Source organism: Salinibacterium sp. dk2585, assembly GCF_008001035.1.
Classification (GTDB): domain Bacteria; phylum Actinomycetota; class Actinomycetes; order Actinomycetales; family Microbacteriaceae; genus Homoserinimonas.
Window position 1 is genome coordinate 1,521,758 of sequence record NZ_CP042856.1, and the last position, 16,469, is coordinate 1,538,226.

General features: G+C 68.5%; 15 protein-coding genes and 1 tRNA gene. 1 reads left to right on the forward strand and 15 read right to left on the reverse strand.

The window, feature by feature from the left end:
• Position 1: 1 nt before the first annotated feature.
• The 8 genes from FVA74_RS07125 to dusB form a co-directional block, all read right to left on the reverse strand.
• Positions 2-313 (reverse strand): AzlD domain-containing protein, encoded by a 312-nt coding sequence (locus tag FVA74_RS07125; protein WP_147721372.1) that lies wholly within the window; start codon positions 311-313, stop codon positions 2-4.
• On the reverse strand, positions 310-999 hold the full coding sequence (locus tag FVA74_RS07130) for an AzlC family ABC transporter permease (RefSeq protein WP_147721373.1): 690 nt from the start codon (positions 997-999) through the stop codon (positions 310-312). The genes FVA74_RS07125 and FVA74_RS07130 overlap by 4 nt, the downstream gene beginning before the upstream one ends.
• A 1-nt stretch (position 1,000) precedes the next feature.
• Positions 1,001-1,909, reverse strand: coding sequence for a sensor histidine kinase (locus FVA74_RS07135; RefSeq protein ID WP_147721374.1), 909 nt, complete (start codon positions 1,907-1,909; stop codon positions 1,001-1,003).
• A gap of 94 nt (positions 1,910-2,003) precedes the next feature.
• A tRNA-Asn gene (locus FVA74_RS07140) sits at positions 2,004-2,076 on the reverse strand.
• A gap of 87 nt (positions 2,077-2,163) precedes the next feature.
• Positions 2,164-3,003 (reverse strand): ATP-binding cassette domain-containing protein, encoded by an 840-nt coding sequence (locus FVA74_RS07145; RefSeq protein WP_147721375.1) that lies wholly within the window; start codon positions 3,001-3,003, stop codon positions 2,164-2,166.
• Positions 3,004-3,048: 45 nt separating this feature from the next.
• Complete coding sequence (gene dnaG, locus FVA74_RS07150; protein ID WP_147721376.1) at positions 3,049-4,962, reverse strand: DNA primase; 1,914 nt, start codon at positions 4,960-4,962, stop codon at positions 3,049-3,051.
• Between the two features lie 53 nt (positions 4,963-5,015).
• The gene (locus FVA74_RS07155; RefSeq protein WP_187266489.1) at positions 5,016-6,293 is read right to left on the reverse strand and encodes a deoxyguanosinetriphosphate triphosphohydrolase; all 1,278 of its coding nucleotides are present in this window, start codon (positions 6,291-6,293) and stop codon (positions 5,016-5,018) included.
• Positions 6,286-7,473 (reverse strand): tRNA dihydrouridine synthase DusB, encoded by a 1,188-nt coding sequence (gene dusB, locus FVA74_RS07160; protein WP_147721377.1) that lies wholly within the window; start codon positions 7,471-7,473, stop codon positions 6,286-6,288. The genes FVA74_RS07155 and dusB overlap by 8 nt, the downstream gene beginning before the upstream one ends.
• Positions 7,474-7,505: 32 nt before the next feature.
• Here dusB and FVA74_RS07165 point away from each other — a divergent pair, with 32 nt between their 5' ends.
• Complete coding sequence (locus tag FVA74_RS07165; protein WP_147721378.1) at positions 7,506-7,982, forward strand: aminoacyl-tRNA deacylase; 477 nt, start codon at positions 7,506-7,508, stop codon at positions 7,980-7,982.
• Between the two features lie 96 nt (positions 7,983-8,078).
• Here the strand turns inward: FVA74_RS07165 and FVA74_RS07170 are convergent, their stop codons facing one another.
• The 7 genes from FVA74_RS07170 to nadB form a co-directional block, all read right to left on the reverse strand.
• Positions 8,079-8,726, reverse strand: coding sequence for a DsbA family protein (locus FVA74_RS07170; protein ID WP_147721379.1), 648 nt, complete (start codon positions 8,724-8,726; stop codon positions 8,079-8,081).
• A 127-nt stretch (positions 8,727-8,853) separates the two neighbouring features.
• Positions 8,854-9,819, reverse strand: a complete 966-nt coding sequence (locus tag FVA74_RS07175) for a glycyl-tRNA synthetase (protein WP_147721380.1) — start codon at positions 9,817-9,819, stop codon at positions 8,854-8,856.
• A 501-nt stretch (positions 9,820-10,320) separates the two neighbouring features.
• Positions 10,321-11,706 carry a glycine--tRNA ligase gene (locus FVA74_RS07180; RefSeq protein WP_147721381.1) on the reverse strand — a complete coding sequence of 462 codons (1,386 nt, stop codon included), beginning with the start codon at positions 11,704-11,706 and terminating at the stop codon, positions 10,321-10,323.
• Between the two features lie 104 nt (positions 11,707-11,810).
• Positions 11,811-12,878 (reverse strand): aminotransferase class V-fold PLP-dependent enzyme, encoded by a 1,068-nt coding sequence (locus tag FVA74_RS07185; protein ID WP_147721382.1) that lies wholly within the window; start codon positions 12,876-12,878, stop codon positions 11,811-11,813.
• Between the two features lie 77 nt (positions 12,879-12,955).
• Complete coding sequence (locus FVA74_RS07190) at positions 12,956-14,119, reverse strand: cysteine desulfurase family protein (RefSeq protein WP_147721383.1); 1,164 nt, start codon at positions 14,117-14,119, stop codon at positions 12,956-12,958.
• 4 nt (positions 14,120-14,123) lie between these two features.
• The gene (nadC, locus tag FVA74_RS07195; protein ID WP_147721384.1) at positions 14,124-14,975 is read right to left on the reverse strand and encodes a carboxylating nicotinate-nucleotide diphosphorylase; all 852 of its coding nucleotides are present in this window, start codon (positions 14,973-14,975) and stop codon (positions 14,124-14,126) included.
• A complete protein-coding gene (gene nadB, locus FVA74_RS07200; protein ID WP_147721385.1) occupies positions 14,969-16,468 on the reverse strand; it encodes an L-aspartate oxidase in 1,500 nt (499 codons plus the stop codon). The genes nadC and nadB overlap by 7 nt, the downstream gene beginning before the upstream one ends.
• Between the last annotated feature and the right edge of the window lies 1 nt (position 16,469).

A 16,469-nucleotide genomic window follows, 5' to 3' on the forward strand; every position in this document is an offset into this window, starting at 1 on the left:
GTCATCCGCCGATCGTCGCGCGGATGATGGCCGCAGTAAGGGCCGCCGCCACGATTACGAGGATGAACGGCACCCGCAGGGCGAAGAGCGCGGCAGCGACGAAGATCGCGGGCACTCGTGCGTCAATCTCGACCTGCTGGCCGCTCGCGAGCGACTGCGTCGCGACGAGCGCTGCGAGCAACGCCACCGTCAGCAGACCCGCGACTCGGGAGGGCTTCTCCCGCTCCATGAACTCCGCTGGCACGAGATAGCCGGAGATCTTGACGGCAAGCCCCGCGATCGACGCGATGATGACGATGGCCCAGAGAGTCAACGGGCACCCCAGTTCGTGAGACCGACGACGACCGCGACGAGGGCGGCGGCGATAACGGGGAGCCCCGGCGGCAGCCACGGTGTGAGCACGGTCGCGACGACGGCGGCGCCCACAGCAACCGCGATCGGCTGCAGGGCGCTGAGGCGCGGCCACAGCAGGCCGAGGAATGCGGCAGCCGCGGCGGCATCGAGACCGTAACGGCTCACGTCGCCCATCACATTGCCGAGGAGGGCGCCGGCGAGCGTCGTGATGTTCCACCCGACGAAAACCAGGATGCCCGTCAGCCAGAACCCCTTGCGCTGTTCCGGCAGCTCCTTCTGCGCGGTGGCGACGGCGGTGCTCTCATCGATCGTCAGGTGGGCGGCCACGAGCCTGCGGGCCCAACCCTTGCCGATGATCGGCCCCATCCGCATCGCATAGATCGCGTTGCGGCTGCCCAGGAGGGTGGCACTTGCGATCGCGGCAGGGCCGGCGGCCGCCCCTCCCGCCGCGATGACCCCGACGAGTGCGAACTGCGAACCCCCGGAGAACATCACAAGGCTCAGCACGCAGGCCTGCCACACATCCAGGCCGGCTGCGACCCCCAAGGCCCCGAAGGAGATGCCGTAGGCCGATACCGCCAATGCCACGCTGACAGCGGTTCGGGCGACCGGCTCTCGTCGCTCGGCCTGCTCGGCGGTGCTCACCTCAGCTCTGGAGGCTCGTGCCGGGCACGCCCTTGACGGTGCGAAGGTTGGGGAACGCCGCCGAGACGGAGAAGCCGACACCCGGCACGACGTAGGCGTTGAAGACGCCGCCGAAGAGCTCGGTGCGCTCGCGCATCTCGGTGATGCCCGGACCACTCGGCGTCGACGTGAGCGCTGCCGCGTCGTCATCGATCGAATAGCCGCCGTCACGCGCGACCCGGTTGGGATCATCGCCGGCGCGCCGGGTGGCAGCGCGGATGCCGTCGTCATCGACCAGAACATTGAGGCCATCCTCCGACCAGCGGAAGGTCACCCGCACCTCGGTGCCCTCGCCGCCGTACTTGAGCGCGTTGGAGAGTGCCTCCTGCAGGATGCGGAAGACCGCGACCTCGGCACCATGCTTCAGCTCGAAGCGCTCGCCGATCTCCTCGAAGCGGATGTCGAGGCCGGCTTCGCGCATGACCCGGAAGAGTTCGCGCGAGGTCTTGATGCCGGGCTGCCGCACGGCATCCGCCTCACCCTGCCGCACGATCGCCATAACCCGCCTGAGTTCTGCAAGCGTGGAGCGGGCGGAGTCACCGATCGCGACGGCAGCACGGCCGGCCGCGGCCGGGTCGGACTCGGCCTTGTACCTGGCGCCATCGGCCTGGGCGACGATCGCCGACACCGACTGGATCGCAACCTCGTGCAGTTCGCCGACCATTCGAAGCCGGGCTCCCTGCTCTGCGAGGCTCAGCTCGAGGTCGAGGACATCGCGATCGGCCTCAGCGAGGTCTTTGCGCACGCGCCGCCGGGATCCGGCAAGCACGAGGCTCGTGATGATCGCGGCGATCGCGACAAGCGCCACGAAGGCCGCCGCGACAAGGGCGATGTTGGGGAACGAGGTGTCTTCAGACAGCCACGCTTGCATCAACCCACCCCCGGAGACAGACAGTGCGCACGATCGGCGGAGAGAAACCGCCACGGGAGGATCATCCTAACCCCATCGTGCGCACTGAGTAATGCTCCCCGACTTGGACTCGAACCAAGAACCTGCCGGTTAACAGCCGGCTGCTCTGCCAATTGAGCTATCGAGGATTGCTGGAACAGCGTGCCTACTTTATCAAGGAATCGCGCTGCGCCAAATCGACAAGACCTCAGTCCTGACCCGGGCGCGCCGATTGCTCACGAGGCGGCCTTGTGGGGGCCGAGTTTGCTGCGCGCGGCGGCGAGCGAACGCAGGTACGGATGCTGCGGCGCGACGAGCAGCTCATCCATCGCGCCGATACCGATCAGCACACCCCGATCGAGCACGGCAACTCGGTCCGTCAGGGCGGAGACGACATCGAGGTCACTGCTGACGACCATCGCCGCGAAGCCGAGCTGCTCCTGGAGGTCACGCAGCACGCCGATGACGCCGTCGCGCACCGTCGCATCCACGCCTCGCGTCGGCTCGTCGGCGACGAGGAACGTCGGCTCCAGGACCAAGGCGCGAGCCAGCGCGACACGCTGACGCTGGCCGCTACTGAGTTCGAAGGGATAGCGCTCGAGCATGCTGAGGGGCAGCCGCACAGCATCCACGAGCGTCGCGACCGCCTGAGCCGCCTCACGCTGGCTGAAACGACGGTCACGCTGGAAGATCGGTTCGGCGACGTTTTCGCCCACCGTGAGCTGCGGGTTCAGCCTCACGGCGGCATCCTGGGCCAGGTACCCCGTCACGAGCGTCACGCGGTCGCGCCGCCGGCGCGTGAGGGACCGCATGTCGGTGCCGTAGACACGGAGCGAGCCACCGCAGATCTCGGGCGAGTTCTCGTCGAGGGCATAGCGATCGCCCATCGCGGCGATCGTCAGCGCGAGCGTGGACTTGCCGGAGCCCGACTCCCCCACGACGCCCAGCACGTCACCGGGCAGGATGTCGAACGATATCCCGTCGACCGCGAGGTGGTACGACAGCGCATCCCGAGAGCGGTAGTGGATCGATAGATCTCTCGCCTCGACTACGACCCCATCGTTCAACCGCTTCATCCCACGTCCCTCAACCTTCGCCCCATCGAGACTACTGCCGACGCGTCAGTCCTGCCGCAGTGAACGGCGTTCCTGCTCGACTTGCACGAGCGCCCGCTGAATCTGCGCATGGCGCTCCGGCTCCGCAGTGGCATCCGTGCGCTGCAGCCGCCCCAACAACTCGGCCTTCTGGCGCAGGAGGTCACGATCGATCACGGAGGTCGCAATCCCCCGGCAGTAGACGCGCAGGTCGCGGCCGGACTGCTCGGGCAGGGGGGCGATGGCCAGCTCCGTCACGAGCCGTCGGAACGGGGCTGGCACCTCCTCGAGCACCCTCTCCAGCCATGCCTGCTCCGTGAAGGAATCGCCCGCGGGGCCCATGCCCAGCGCGGCAGCGACCCCATCGCGCACGACGGAGAGCGACGGATGCGCGAAGGCCGCCTGGCTCACCCGGGACGCGAGATCGCGCCCCACCTCGAGCGGTGCCTGCAGGAGTGCCATGAGGGCGTCACGCTCGAGCCGGGTTGCCGGGTCGTTCGGCAGCTGCGAAATCGAAGGGCCAGCATCCGTCACCGGCTCGGCCGACTGCTGCGAGCCTGGAGCACGCTCGGGCGCGTCGCTCCCCTTCTGCTCCGACTGGGAGCGACGCTGGGCGGCCGCGACCGCGCGACCAACCTCGTCGGGGTCCATGCCGAGCCAGCCCGCGAGCGTGCGAACGTAGCCGATGCTCAGGGCACGGTCACGGATGCCCGCGACGATCGGCGCTGCCGCCCGAAGGCCCGCAACTCGACCCTCGACCGTGTCGAGGTCGAAGCGGGCAAGCGTGCGCCGCACCATGAACTCAAACATGGGCTTCTTGCCCGCGATGAGCAGGCGCACAGCGTCGTCCCCGCGCTTGAGTCGAAGATCGCAAGGGTCGAGGCCCTCCGGCGCGACGGCGACATAGGTCTGCGCGGCGAAGCGCTGCTCCTCGGCGAAGGCACGACTGGCGGCCTTCTGGCCCGCCTCGTCCGGATCGAAGGTGAACACGACCTCGCCGAGCGCCGTCGAATCCGCCGTCTCGAAATCACCGAGCACGCGGCGCACCACCTTGATGTGGTCCACGCCGAACGCGGTGCCACAGGTGGCGACCGCCGTCGTGACGCCCGCGAGGTGGCAGGCCATGACGTCCGTATAGCCCTCGACCACCACAACCTGCTTGCCGCGGGAGATGTCACGCTTCGCAAGGTCGAGCCCATAGAGCACCTGCGACTTGTGATAGATCGGCGTCTCGGGGGTGTTGAGATACTTGGGTCCCTGGTCGTCGTCCAGCAGCCGACGGGCGCCGAAGCCGAGGGTCTGCCCCGTGACATCCCGAATCGGCCACACCAGTCTGCCGCGGAACCGGTCGTAGGTGCTGCCCCGATCGTTCTTGCTGACGAGGCCGGAGGTCACGAGCTCGAGCTCCGTGAAGCCGAGACCCTTGAGATGCTTGCCGAGGGCGTCGAAGCTCTTCGGCGCGAAGCCGACCCCGAAGCGGGCCGCCGCCGCGGCGTCGAAACCGCGCTCGCCGAGGAAGCGCCTGGCAGGCTCAGCTTCCGGCGTTCCGAGCTGGGCGGTGAAGTACTCGGCCGCTGCCGTGTTGGCGGCGATCAAGCGGGCACGGTTGCCATGGTCCTTCGACGCGGTGCCGCCATCCTCGTAGTGCAGCTCGAAGCCGATGCGCTGCGCCATGAGCTCGACAGCCTCGGAGAAGGAGACGTGGTCCATGCGCTGCAGAAAGGTGAAGATGTCGCCGTCCTCACCGCAGCCGAAGCAGTGATATCGACCCACCTGCGGGCGCACATGGAAGCTCGGGCTCCGCTCGTCGTGGAAGGGGCAGAGGCCCTTCAACGAGCCGACACCAGCGCCCTTGAGCGTCACATAGTCGCCCACGACATCCGCGATGTTGACCCTCGCCCGCACCTCATCGATGTCGCTACGACGAATGAGACCGGCCATGTCGCAATCCTACTGAGCGCGTCACACCCACCGGCACGGGATGCGGCGGGCGGCTAGGAGCCGACGAGGCGGTCGTGCCAGCTCATGGCCGACTGATCGGTGAGGCTCGCCACCTGGTCGACAACGACGCGTTTGCGGGCCGCGTCATCGGACGCCGTGGCCCAGTCGGCAGCGAAGCCCGGGTCGAGCGCGCTCGGCCCCGAAGCGTAGAGCACATCGGCGACACTCGTGAGAATCTCCCGCTGCTCGGCGTAGATGGGTTGCCGCGTGTTCTTCGACATCACGAAGGCCGCCACGATGCCCTTCAGCACGGCGATCTCCGCGCGGATCTCCCGCGGTACCACCACATCGGCACCGAAGCGGATGAGACTCTCCTGCGGGTAGGCATCGTGCGTTGCCTGCACCGCGCCCGCCGCGAAACGGCCAATCAGCTGGCTCGTCAGGTTCTTGAGCCGACTCTGCGCGAGGCGACTGCCGTCCCAGGAATCGATCCACACATCCAAGTTGTCGAGTCGGTCGAAGGCGTCGATGAGCTCATCGTGGCCAAGCTCACCGCCGATCCACTCGAACATCGAATCGACGAGCTCGTCATGGTCGACCCTTGCGCCAAGCGCCCGCACGTCGATGTAACCACCGAAGATCGCATCCTCGAAATCGTGCACCGAATAGGCGATGTCGTCGGAGAGGTCCATGACCTGCGCCTCAATGCAGAGGCGACCATCGGGCGCGCCCTCCCGCAACCACTCGAAGGCGGCGACATCATCCTTGTAGAAACCGAATTTGGCCCGCCCGCTCGGATCTGCGACCGAGCGCGTGTCCGGCCAGGGATACTTGCAGCTCGCGTCGAGGCTCGCACGCGTGAGGTTCAGGCCGTAGGCCCGCCCGTCATCCCCGAAAACCTTCGGCTCGAGACGCGTCAGCAGGCGCAGCGTCTGCGCGTTGCCCTCGAAGCCCCCGATCTCGGACGCCCAGGCGTTGAGTGCGCGCTCGCCGTTGTGACCGAAGGGCGGATGCCCCAGGTCGTGAGCCAGGCAGGCAGTGTCCACGACATCCGGATTCAAGCCGAGCGCCGTCGCGAGCTCGCGCCCCACCTGTGCGACCTCGAGCGAGTGCGTCAGGCGGTTGCGAGCGAAATCGGCTCCCTGTGTCGGACTCAGCACCTGCGTCTTGGCGGCAAGGCGACGGAGCGCGCTCGAGTGCAGCAGCCGGGCGCGATCGCGAGCGAAGTCGCTGCGGCGGGAGTAGTGCTCCTCGGGAAGGAATCGTGCGATGTCGTGCTCGCCGTAGCCCTGGGCCGCAAGCCCCGGCTCGACGGCACTCGTCTCAACCACCACTGGAATCCAGTTCAGCCCCGGCGACCTCGCACGCGGCGGCCTCGTCAAGCTCGCGACTGTCGAGCCAACCCTGCGGAAGCGCGGGACGCTTCGGGGTGCCGGCGCGACCGCGCGGACCCTCGGCGCCCTCCCCCGGGTACGGCGTGCTCCAGTCGAGCTCGCCAAGGATGTCGTCCATCTGGGCGAAACTCTCGACCGTGGCCAGGCGGGTGCGAATGTCTCCGCCCACCGGGTACCCCTTGAAGTACCAGGACATGTGCTTGCGGATGTCGCGGCAAGCCCACTCCTCGCTGCCGAAAAACTCGCCCAGCAACTCGGCATGGCGGCGCACCGTCTGCGCCACAACACCCAGGCCGGGACGCGCAACATCACGCTGGCCATTGAACGCCGCCACCAGGTCGCCGAACAGCCACGGGCGTCCGAGGCATCCGCGACCGACGACAACTCCATCGCATCCGGTCTGCTCGACCATGCGCACCGCGTCGTCGCCCGACCAGATGTCACCGTTGCCGAGCACGGGCACGCTCGTCACAACCTGCTTCAGCTTCTCGATCGCCGACCAGTCAGCGTGACCGCTGTAGAACTCGGCAGCCGTGCGAGCGTGCAGGGCGACGGCGGCAACCCCGGCATCCTCGGCGATGCGGCCCGCCTCGAGATAGGTGAGGTGATCGGCGTCGATGCCCTTGCGCATCTTGATCGTCAACGGGACGTCGCCCGCCGCCGTGACCGCGCCCGACACGATGTCGCGGAACAGGCCAGTCTTCCACGGGAGCGCGGACCCGCCGCCCTTGCGGGTCACCTTGGGCACCGGGCATCCGAAGTTCAGATCGATGTGGTCTGCCCGGTCTTCAGCGACCAGCATCGTTACCGCCTCAGACACCGTCTTCGGGTCGACGCCATAGAGCTGGATGCTGCGGGGCGTCTCAGACTCGTGGTGGGTGATCAACCGCATGCTTGCGGGCGTGCGCTCCACCAGGGCGCGGCTCGTGATCATCTCGCTCACATACAGCCCGGCGCCGAACTCGCGGCACAGCCTGCGGAACGCCGTGTTCGTGATGCCCGCCATGGGCGCCAACACGACAGGAACATCGAGCTCCAGGCGACCGATGCGCAGCGGCGCGCGACCGGCCGCAGCGGCGTCAGCCGGGCGGGAAACGGTAGCGTCGAGAACAGTCACTCCCCGATTCTCCCAGAAAGCAGCGCGAGAGCATGACAGCACTCACAGGAAGGGCGCGCGTGGCCGCCGCCGCCGAGCAGCTCGGCCTCGACGTGGAGTTCGTCGAGCGAGGGCCCGCAACGAGCCTGGCCGAGGCCGCGGCATCCCTCGGTGTCGACCCCTCGTACGTGGTGAAAAGCCTCGTCGTGAAACGGAAGGACGGCACCTTCGCCTTCGCCCTCGTGCCAGGCGACCGGCAGATCTCGTGGGCCAAGCTTCGGGCCGTCGTCGGGGTCAACAAGCTCTCCCTCCCCGACGCGCAACTCGCCTATGAGGCGACCGGCTACGAACGAGGCACCATCACGCCGCTCGGCAGCACGGCCCCGTGGCCCGTCTACGCAGACGAACGGATGCTCGGCAAACGAGTCTCGCTCGGAGGCGGAGAACACGGGGTCACGCTGTTCGTCGACGCCGACGCGCTCGTCGCGGCCCTCGGCGCCACCGTCACCGACATCACAGACCCGGCCTAGGACCGTCCTCTTCCTCCAGCTTCGGGATGACGCATGCGTCCCCTTCGCACGCGAACGCCTGCGGGTCGCCAAGCACTGTCAGCTTCTGCGCATCCGTCACGCCGCCGCCTCCTCGCGCACCCGGCGCAGCACCTGCTCGAAAGTTGACGCCTCCTGGGCGCCGGACACGCCGTACTTGCCCTCGAAGACGAAGAACGGCACGCCCTGGATGCCATAGGCGGCGGCCTGCGCGACATCCGCCTTCACGGCCGGTGTGAACTCGCCTGACTCCAGCACTCGCACGACCTCATCGCGATCGAACCCGAGCTCGGCGGCGATATCAGCGAGCGACTCGACACGGCCGACATGCTCGCCCTTCACGAAGTAGGCCTCGAGCAACCGCTCCTTGAGCTCCGCCTGTCGGCCCTTCGACTTGGCGTAGTGAAGCAGCTCGTGCGCCTTCACCGTGTTGGTCTGGTGCACGCGATCGAAGTCGTAGTCGAGGCCGACGCTGCTCGCCACCGCCGTCACCTGCCGAAGCATGCCGTGTGTCTGCTCCACCGAGAGACCCTTACGCTGCGACAGGTATTCGGCCGGAGTGCCGTCGTAATCCACCGGGGTATCGGGAGACAGCTCGAAAGAGTGGTATTCGATCTCGACCTCGCCGTCGAACTGCTCAAGCGCCTGCTCGAAACGGCGCTTGCCGATGTAGCACCACGGGCACTGGATGTCGGACCACACATCGACCTTGATTGCGTTACTCATGCTGGGCGCAACCAGTGCCGCGGCAACCGTATTCCCGTGCTGCGGCGACCACCTGCCCGCCGGACGCGCCCCACAGTTCGCCGGCCGCCCGCGGTTCGCCCGCCTTCCCGGCTCCCCTTTCGGAAATTCAGGAACCTCGCGCTAACGTCGGCCGTTCGCCTCTCAGACACGGCGGAGCTGCAGGCCCTGCGCTGCACGCGTCTCCGCAGCTTCCTGAGTTTCCGAAGGTGGCGCGGAGAGCGAGGGCTGCGCGGACCGCGGCCACCGCGAGCGGCCAGTTGTGAAAGACGACCTTCGCGGGCAGGCGGACTGGGATTAATCCCTCGCGGAGTATCTGGATGTCCTTGAGGCGATCGGCGAGGAAGCGATCCCAGTGGAACTCCTCGCCGTCGGTCTCGAGACCGACGGCGCCGTCGATGACAAGATCCACGCGTTCCGCCGTGCGCAGCGCGGCCTGCGATGAAACGTGGTGGCCCAAAAGACGGAGGCGCGTGCGGGACAGGCTTTCTGGCAGACTCTCGCACGCCGGGTCCACCCAGTCGCGCAGGTAGCGGTAGCGCTCCGGCAACCTCGCCAGCATGCGGTCGAGGTCGCTCAGCTCGATTCGGCGCGTGTGCAGCGCCCAGTCGAGAGCCGCGACGGCCGTCACGGCATCCTCGTCCGAGATGACGCGTACGAGGGCATCCTGGAGGCCGACCGCGGTGGCAGACCCCGCGTCGCGGATATTGGCGTCGTCCCAGTGCACCATCACGCCGTGCTTGTACCGTGCCGTCAGCGCGACGCGGCGATTCCGCGGCGACCGCAACCGTGCCGCGTTACGGGGAACCGACACATGGAGGGGCCCGTTGCGTTCCAGGACCCACCCGTCGGCCGCTCTGATAGCGGAGAGACCAGTCAACCGTCCCCCGATCCGCACTGCCATGAACTCTGGGGCTCGATGATCAGCGGTCGAGTACCAGCCGTTGCGGGCACGCCGCACTGCGCCCAAACGGATTGCTGAGGTCAGGGAGGCATCCGTCGCACCGAGACGCACGAGCTGCTGCTTCTGGGCGAAGCCACCCAGGTCCGACACCCACTTCGCGATAATCGACATCGCACGATCCTGCGGAACCCTGGCGGTGCGGGGCGCCCCACGCCTGCTGTCCGTGGATCCCGATCTGCCGGGCTGATTGTGGAGGGCTCGAGCCTCTGAACCGAGGGGTGCCCATGTCGGTCCTGCGCTCCGGAAACTCAGGAAGCCTGCGCGTGATTCCGCGAGTTCGGCTGTGAAAGAGACCCTGGTGAGGCGGAGTTCCTGAGTTTCCGACGGGTGCTGAGGATGGCCGGGCGGCGGCTGGAGGCCTCGGGCGACATGCGTCGACGGCGGCCGACAGCGTGACGGCGTGACGGCGTGACGGCGTGACGGCGTGACGGCGTGACGGCGAACGGTGACGGCCGCGGGCCATGCTCGGCACCGGCGGGAGGCGGCGGGCGCGACGGCGGCGGACGGTGACGGCCGTCGCCGCTGGTGCGGGGACGGCCGTCAGGGCGCCACGCGCGCCTGCCCTTGCTGGCGCTGCACTAGGCGCAGCGGGCGCGAGGGTGCCGGGTGAGACTACGCGCCGAGGAGGCGCTCCGCGAGGTAGCCCTGCAGGCGGTCGAGCGAGACGCGCTCCTGCTGCATGCTGTCACGCTCCCGGACGGTGACCGCCTTGTCGTCGAGCGTGTCGAAGTCGACCGTGATACAGAACGGCGTGCCGATCTCGTCCTGGCGGCGGTAGCGACGGCCGATCGCGCCGGCATCGTCGAAGTCGATGTTCCAGTACTTGCGCAGGTCGGCCGCGAGCTCGCGGGCGACCGGCGAGAGTTGTTCGTTGCGCGACAGCGGCAGGACGGCCGCCTTGACGGGCGCAAGGCGGCGGTCAAGGCGCAGAACCGTACGTTTGTCGACGCCACCCTTGGTATTGGGCGCCTCGTCCTCCGCGTAGGCGTCTACGAGGAACGCCATGAGGGAGCGGGTCAGGCCAGCCGCGGGCTCGATGACGTAGGGAACCCAGCGCTCATTCTTGGCCTGGTCGAAGTACGACAGGTCGGTGCCCGAGTGCTTGGAGTGCGTCGAGAGGTCGAAGTCGGTGCGGTTGGCGATGCCCTCGAGCTCGCCGAACTCGCTGCCCTGGAAGCCAAAACGGTACTCGATGTCGACCGTTCGCTTCGAGTAGTGCGACAGCTTCTCCTTGGGGTGCTCGAAGAGTCGCAGGTTCTCGGGGTTGATGCCGAGGTCGATGTACCACTGGAGACGGGCGTCGATCCAGTACTGGTGCCACTCTTCGTCAGTGCCGGGCTCGACGAAGAACTCCATCTCCATCTGCTCGAACTCGCGGGTGCGGAAGATGAAGTTGCCGGGCGTGATCTCGTTGCGGAAGCTCTTGCCGATCTGGCCGATGCCGAACGGCGGCTTCTGGCGCGAGACGTTGAGCACGTTGGCGAAGTTCACGAAGATGCCCTGCGCCGTCTCGGGGCGGAGGTAGTGCATCCCCGCCTCATCGTCGACGGGGCCGAGGTAGGTCTTGAGCAGGCCGGAGAACTCCTTGGGTTCCGTCCACTGACCGCGGGTGCCGCAGTTCGCGCACGCGATCTCCGCGAGGCCGCCCTCGGGGGCGCGGCCCTTCTTCTCCTCGAACTCCTCGATGAGGTGGTCGGCACGGTAACGCTTGTGGCAGGAGAGGCACTCCACGAGGGGATCGCTGAAGACCTCGACGTGCCCGGATGCCTCCCATACCTTGCGGGGCAGGATGACGGAGGAGTCGAGCCCGACAACATCGTCGCGGCCGTTGACCATGGTCTGCCACCACTGCTTCTTGATGTTCTCTTTGAGCGCGACGCCAAGGGGCCCGTAGTCCCAGGCGGAACGCGAGCCGCCGTAGATGTCACCGGCCTGGAAGACGAAGCCGCGACGCTTCGCGAGGTTGATGACGGGATCGAGAGCAGAGGCGTTGGCCACGGTGTAACTCCAAGGGTCAGCCACGCTGGATGCGCGGTCGAAGGGGGTGCGGTGCATGCGCGATGCGCGACACCCAGCCTACTTGCCGGGACGATGCACGCGAGTCAGCGCACGAGTGCGCGTGCCACGGCCTCGACATCGCTCTCGTCATTCCAGAGGTGGAACGCCGTCCTGAGGCGGCCGGCACGCCCAGACGCTTTGATTCCGGCGGCCGTGAGGCGGCCGAGCGCGTCGCCACCGGCATCCGGCCAGGTCACGATCGCCTGGTGCTGCTGCGGGATGCCGAGCGCGTCGCAGAGCAGGTCGCCAAGGCCCGAGGTCCTGGCCCAGACTTCGGCGATGTCGAGTTCTGCGAACATCCCGATGACCGGCTCCGCCCCGGGCCAGCAGGGCCACGCTGGCGAGACGTCGAAGCGCCTGGCATCGGCCGCGAGCTCCATGCCCGGCCCGTAGATGGACTGCCAGATGTGCTCACCGGCATACCAGCCAGCGTGCACAGGAGTCAGCTGCTCCGCGAAGGCCTCGGAGACGGTGAGGAAGCCGACGCCGCGCGGCGCGCACAGCCACTTGTATGCGTGGCAGACCGTTGCGTCGTAGAGCGACGCGTCAAAGGGATGCACTCCCGCCGCCTGCGTTGCGTCACACAGTGTGCGGCATCCGTGCGCGGCCGCTGCCGCTCGCACCGCGGCCGCTTCGGCCACGCGCCCATTGGAGGACTGCACGAGCGAGAAGACGACGAGCCATGTGGCATCCGTGATGCTGGCGGCCAGGTCATCGAGCGGCACGGAACGCACCGTGATGTCGGCGCGTTGGAGGAACGGGAAGACGATCGAGGTGAAGTCGCCCTCGACGCACAGGACCTCGGCGCCTGCGGGCACGGCGGCTGCGATCACGCTCGTCATGACGGAGGTCTGGGACCCGATTGCGACCCTCTCGACGCCGACATTGACGAGCCGCGCGAAGTGTGCGCGAGTCGCCTCGACGACCTCCTCGTAGCCCATCGGGTCGCGCTTAGCGGCACGCCACGCTGAGAGATCTGCGCGCATCGCAGCCACCGTGGCGTCGATCGGCAGGCCGATCGAAGCGGCGGCAAGGTAGCCCCGTGCGGCGGATGCATCGAAGCGGTCGATCGCGGCGCGAAGGGGTGCACTGGGCGTGGGGAGGGATGCCATGGGTCCATCCTGCCGCGCGCGTGCAGCACGAATCGTGCGAAGTTGGCGAGCCGATGCAACGGTCTTGCGCGCGACGTCTATCTTGAGGCGATCCCCTGCACGATGCGCACGGACTCGATGACGGATTCAGCAGCCGCGAGCAGGTGCGGGCGCGGCGTCGTCGCCGCGAAGGTGAAGCGCACCGCCGTCTGCGCCACGGTCGGATCGATCCCGAGGGCAAGCAGGACGGGCGACGGCTCGTCGCTGCCTGCCGCGCATGCCGAGCCGCTCGAGCAGACGATGCCGCGTCGCTCCAGCTCGAGGAGTACGGCCTCGCCGCTGGTTCCCTCGAAGCAGAACGACGCGTTGCCAGGCAGCCGCGCCTCAGCGTGCCCCGTGAGACGGGCGCCGGGAAGCGCCGAGAGGATCGTCGCAATGAAGACATCCCGCGACTCGCGTGCCTCCTCGGCCCGGGACGCGCGCTCCGCTTCGGCGAGCGTGAGCGCCGTCGCGAGACCGACCGCCCCCGCGACATTCTCCGTGCCGGAGCGACGCCCAGCCTCCTGGCCTCCCCCGTGCACGAGCGGCTCGAGCGGGATGCGCCCGCCCACGAAGAGCGCGCCCACTCCCTTGGGAGCGCCGAGCTTGTGCCCGGCGAGTGTCAGCGCCTCGACGGGCAGGCCACCCTCGCCTCCCGCACCCCTGAGCCGCAGGTCAAGCCAGCCGGCGGCCTGGACGGCATCCGAGTGCAATGGAACGCCTGCCGCGCGCGTCGTGGCACCGATCTCTGCGAGAGGCTGCACCGTTCCGACCTCGTTGTTGGCAAGCATGACGCTCACGAGCGTGGTGTCGGGACGCAGCATCCGCTCGAGCGCGAGAGGGTCGACGAGACCGTCGCCATCGACAGGAACGTGCTCGACCGTGAAGCCGTGGAACCGCTCGAGGTAGGCGCAGGACTCGAGCACGGAGGGATGCTCGATGGCCGTCGTCACGATGTGGCGCCCGCGAGGGTTTGCGAGCGAGATGCCCTTGATCGCGAGGTTATTCGATTCCGTGCCGCCGCTCGTGAACACGATCTCACCGGGGCGGCAACCGAGTACCGAGGCGACGCGGGTGCGGGCCCATTCGAGGGCGGATGCCGCGCGCTCACCGAGCTCGTGGTGGCTCGAGGGATTGCCGAACTCGGTCGTCAGGAAGGGGGTCATCGCCTCGAGCACCTCTCGGCGCACGGGGGCGGTGGCGGCGACGTCCAGGTACGGCATCGTGTCAGTCCAGCTCGATGTCGAGGCCCAGGTCGAGCGCACCCACACTGTGGGTGATGGCACCTACCGAGATCACGTCGACACCCGTGCGGGCGATGTCGGCGACCGTCTCGAGGGTCACTCCCCCGCTGGCGTCGACGACCGCGCGGCCCGCGACGAGCCGCACGCCCTCGCGCAGCTGCTCGAGTGTGAAGTTGTCGAGCAGGATCGCGTCGACGCCTGCCGCGAGCACGGGTTCGATCTGGTCGATGCGGTCGACCTCGACCTCGAAGTGCACCGTGTGGCCGAGCCTGGCGCGTGCGTCGCGGAGCGCCTCGGTGAGGTCCCGCCCGCCGGCCGTGAGCACCGCGAGGTGATTGTCTTTCGCGAGCACCGCATCGGAGAGCGAGAAGCGGTGGTTGCTGCCACCGCCACACCGCACGGCGTGGCGTTCCAGAACGCGAAGGCCCGGGGTCGTCTTGCGTGTGTCCGCGATACGGGCGGACGTGCCGGCGACGGCCTCGACATAACGGGCCGTCTCGGTCGCGATGCCGCTCATCCGCTGCACGAGGTTGAGGGCCACCCGTTCGGCGCGCAGGATGCCGCGGGCGTCTCCCGTGACGCGAGCGAGGGGCATGCCGGCCTCGAAGCGCTCACCGTCGACCAGCAGCTCGTCAACCTGCGCATCCGGGTCGCACGCCAGCATCGCTGCCGTGAACACTGCCATCCCCGACAGCACCCCGGCCTCACGCGCAGCGAGCACCGCAGCGGCCCTGCTGCCAGCGGGCAAAATCGTCTCGCTCGTCACGTCGCCCCACGGCGCATCCTCCGCGAGGGCAGGCAGGACTACTGCTTCGATTGCGGATCGCGTCAGCATGCGATGGAAACCTCTCGTTCGGGTTGGCGCGACGACATATCAGCGTCGCTCCGGTGGTGTGCCCCGATGGATTCGGTGCGGGCGGATGCTGCGGCCACGACTTCTCGCGCGAGCTGGAGCAGGTTTGCGGTCTCGAGGTCAGCGACGCGGTGCTCGGCGCTGACCTGCACGCGGGCCTCCGCGAGGACCGCCCCCGCGGTCGCGAGCCCGGCCGCGTCGCGGTGCAGCCCGACCCACTGCCACATGACCTGCTGCAATTTGCCGCGCGTGATAGCCCGGTGGCCGTCGGTGGGCCTTGCGCGCGCGCCCGGAAGCGCCGCGGGTGTGGCCTGTTCCAGGGCGAGTGCCGCGCGGTGGCCCGTGACGAGTGCCTCGAGGAGTGAATTGGAAGCGAGCCGGTTGGCGCCATGGGCACGCGTGCACGCCGCCTCGCCGACGGCATAGAGCCCGCGAACGGCCGTTCGGCCATCATCGTCGACCTCGATGCCGCCCATCCAGTAGTGCGCGGCGGGGGTTACGGGCACGGGCACCTCGCTCGGGTTGAAGCCGTGTGCTGCCGCCAGCGCCACGAAACCGGGGAAACGCCGGCGCAGGACGCCGTCGCCGAGAGCGCGAGCGTCGAGAAGCACGGGCACGTCTCCCTGCAACTGCATCTGGCGTGCGATTGCCCTCGCGACGACATCGCGCGGGGCGAGTTCGGCATCTGGGTGTTCCCGCATCATGAAGCGTTCGCCGCGGGCATCGAGGAGCACCGCGCCCTCTCCACGCACCGCTTCGGAGATGAGCGGGGTGCCCGGTACAGCGAGCGTTGTGGGATGGAACTGCACGAACTCGGCGTCGATGAGCCGCACACCCGCGCGGAGCGCCATCGCGACGCCGTCCCCCGTCGCGCCGAGCGGATTGGTGCTGTGGCGGTAGAGCTGGCCGGCACCACCACTCGCAATGATGACGGCGGACGCGGCAATCACGTGCTCGCGGCCGTCGCGGATGATCCGGATGCCCGTGACCGAGCCGTTCCCGATGACCAGGTCCCGGGCGAAGCAGTGCTCCCAGACGGTGATGCGGGACGTCAGTGTGGCGCGCACGAGCGTGGCGATGATGGCGCGGCCAGTCGCATCCCCGCCCGCGTGGACCACGCGCGGAACCGAGTGCGCCGCCTCGAGGCCGCGCGCGAGCCGCCCATCGGGGCACCGGTCGAACTCCGCGCCCAGCGCAATCAGCTCGTGGATCCGCGCGGGGCCGTCCTGGCACAGGACGCGCACGGACACGGGGTCTGAGAGTCCGGCCCCGGCCGCGAGCGTGTCCGCGATGTGGGCCTCGACACTGTCGTCGTCGAACAACGCCGCCGCGACGCCACCCTGGGCGTAGAGGCTGTTGCTCTCGCCGAGGGTGCCCTTGGTCAGGAGCATGACGTCGTGCCCGGCTTGCGCTGCGGTGAGTGCCGCCGTCAGCCCGGCCGCCCCGGACCCGACGACGACCACGCGCTCGGCCATC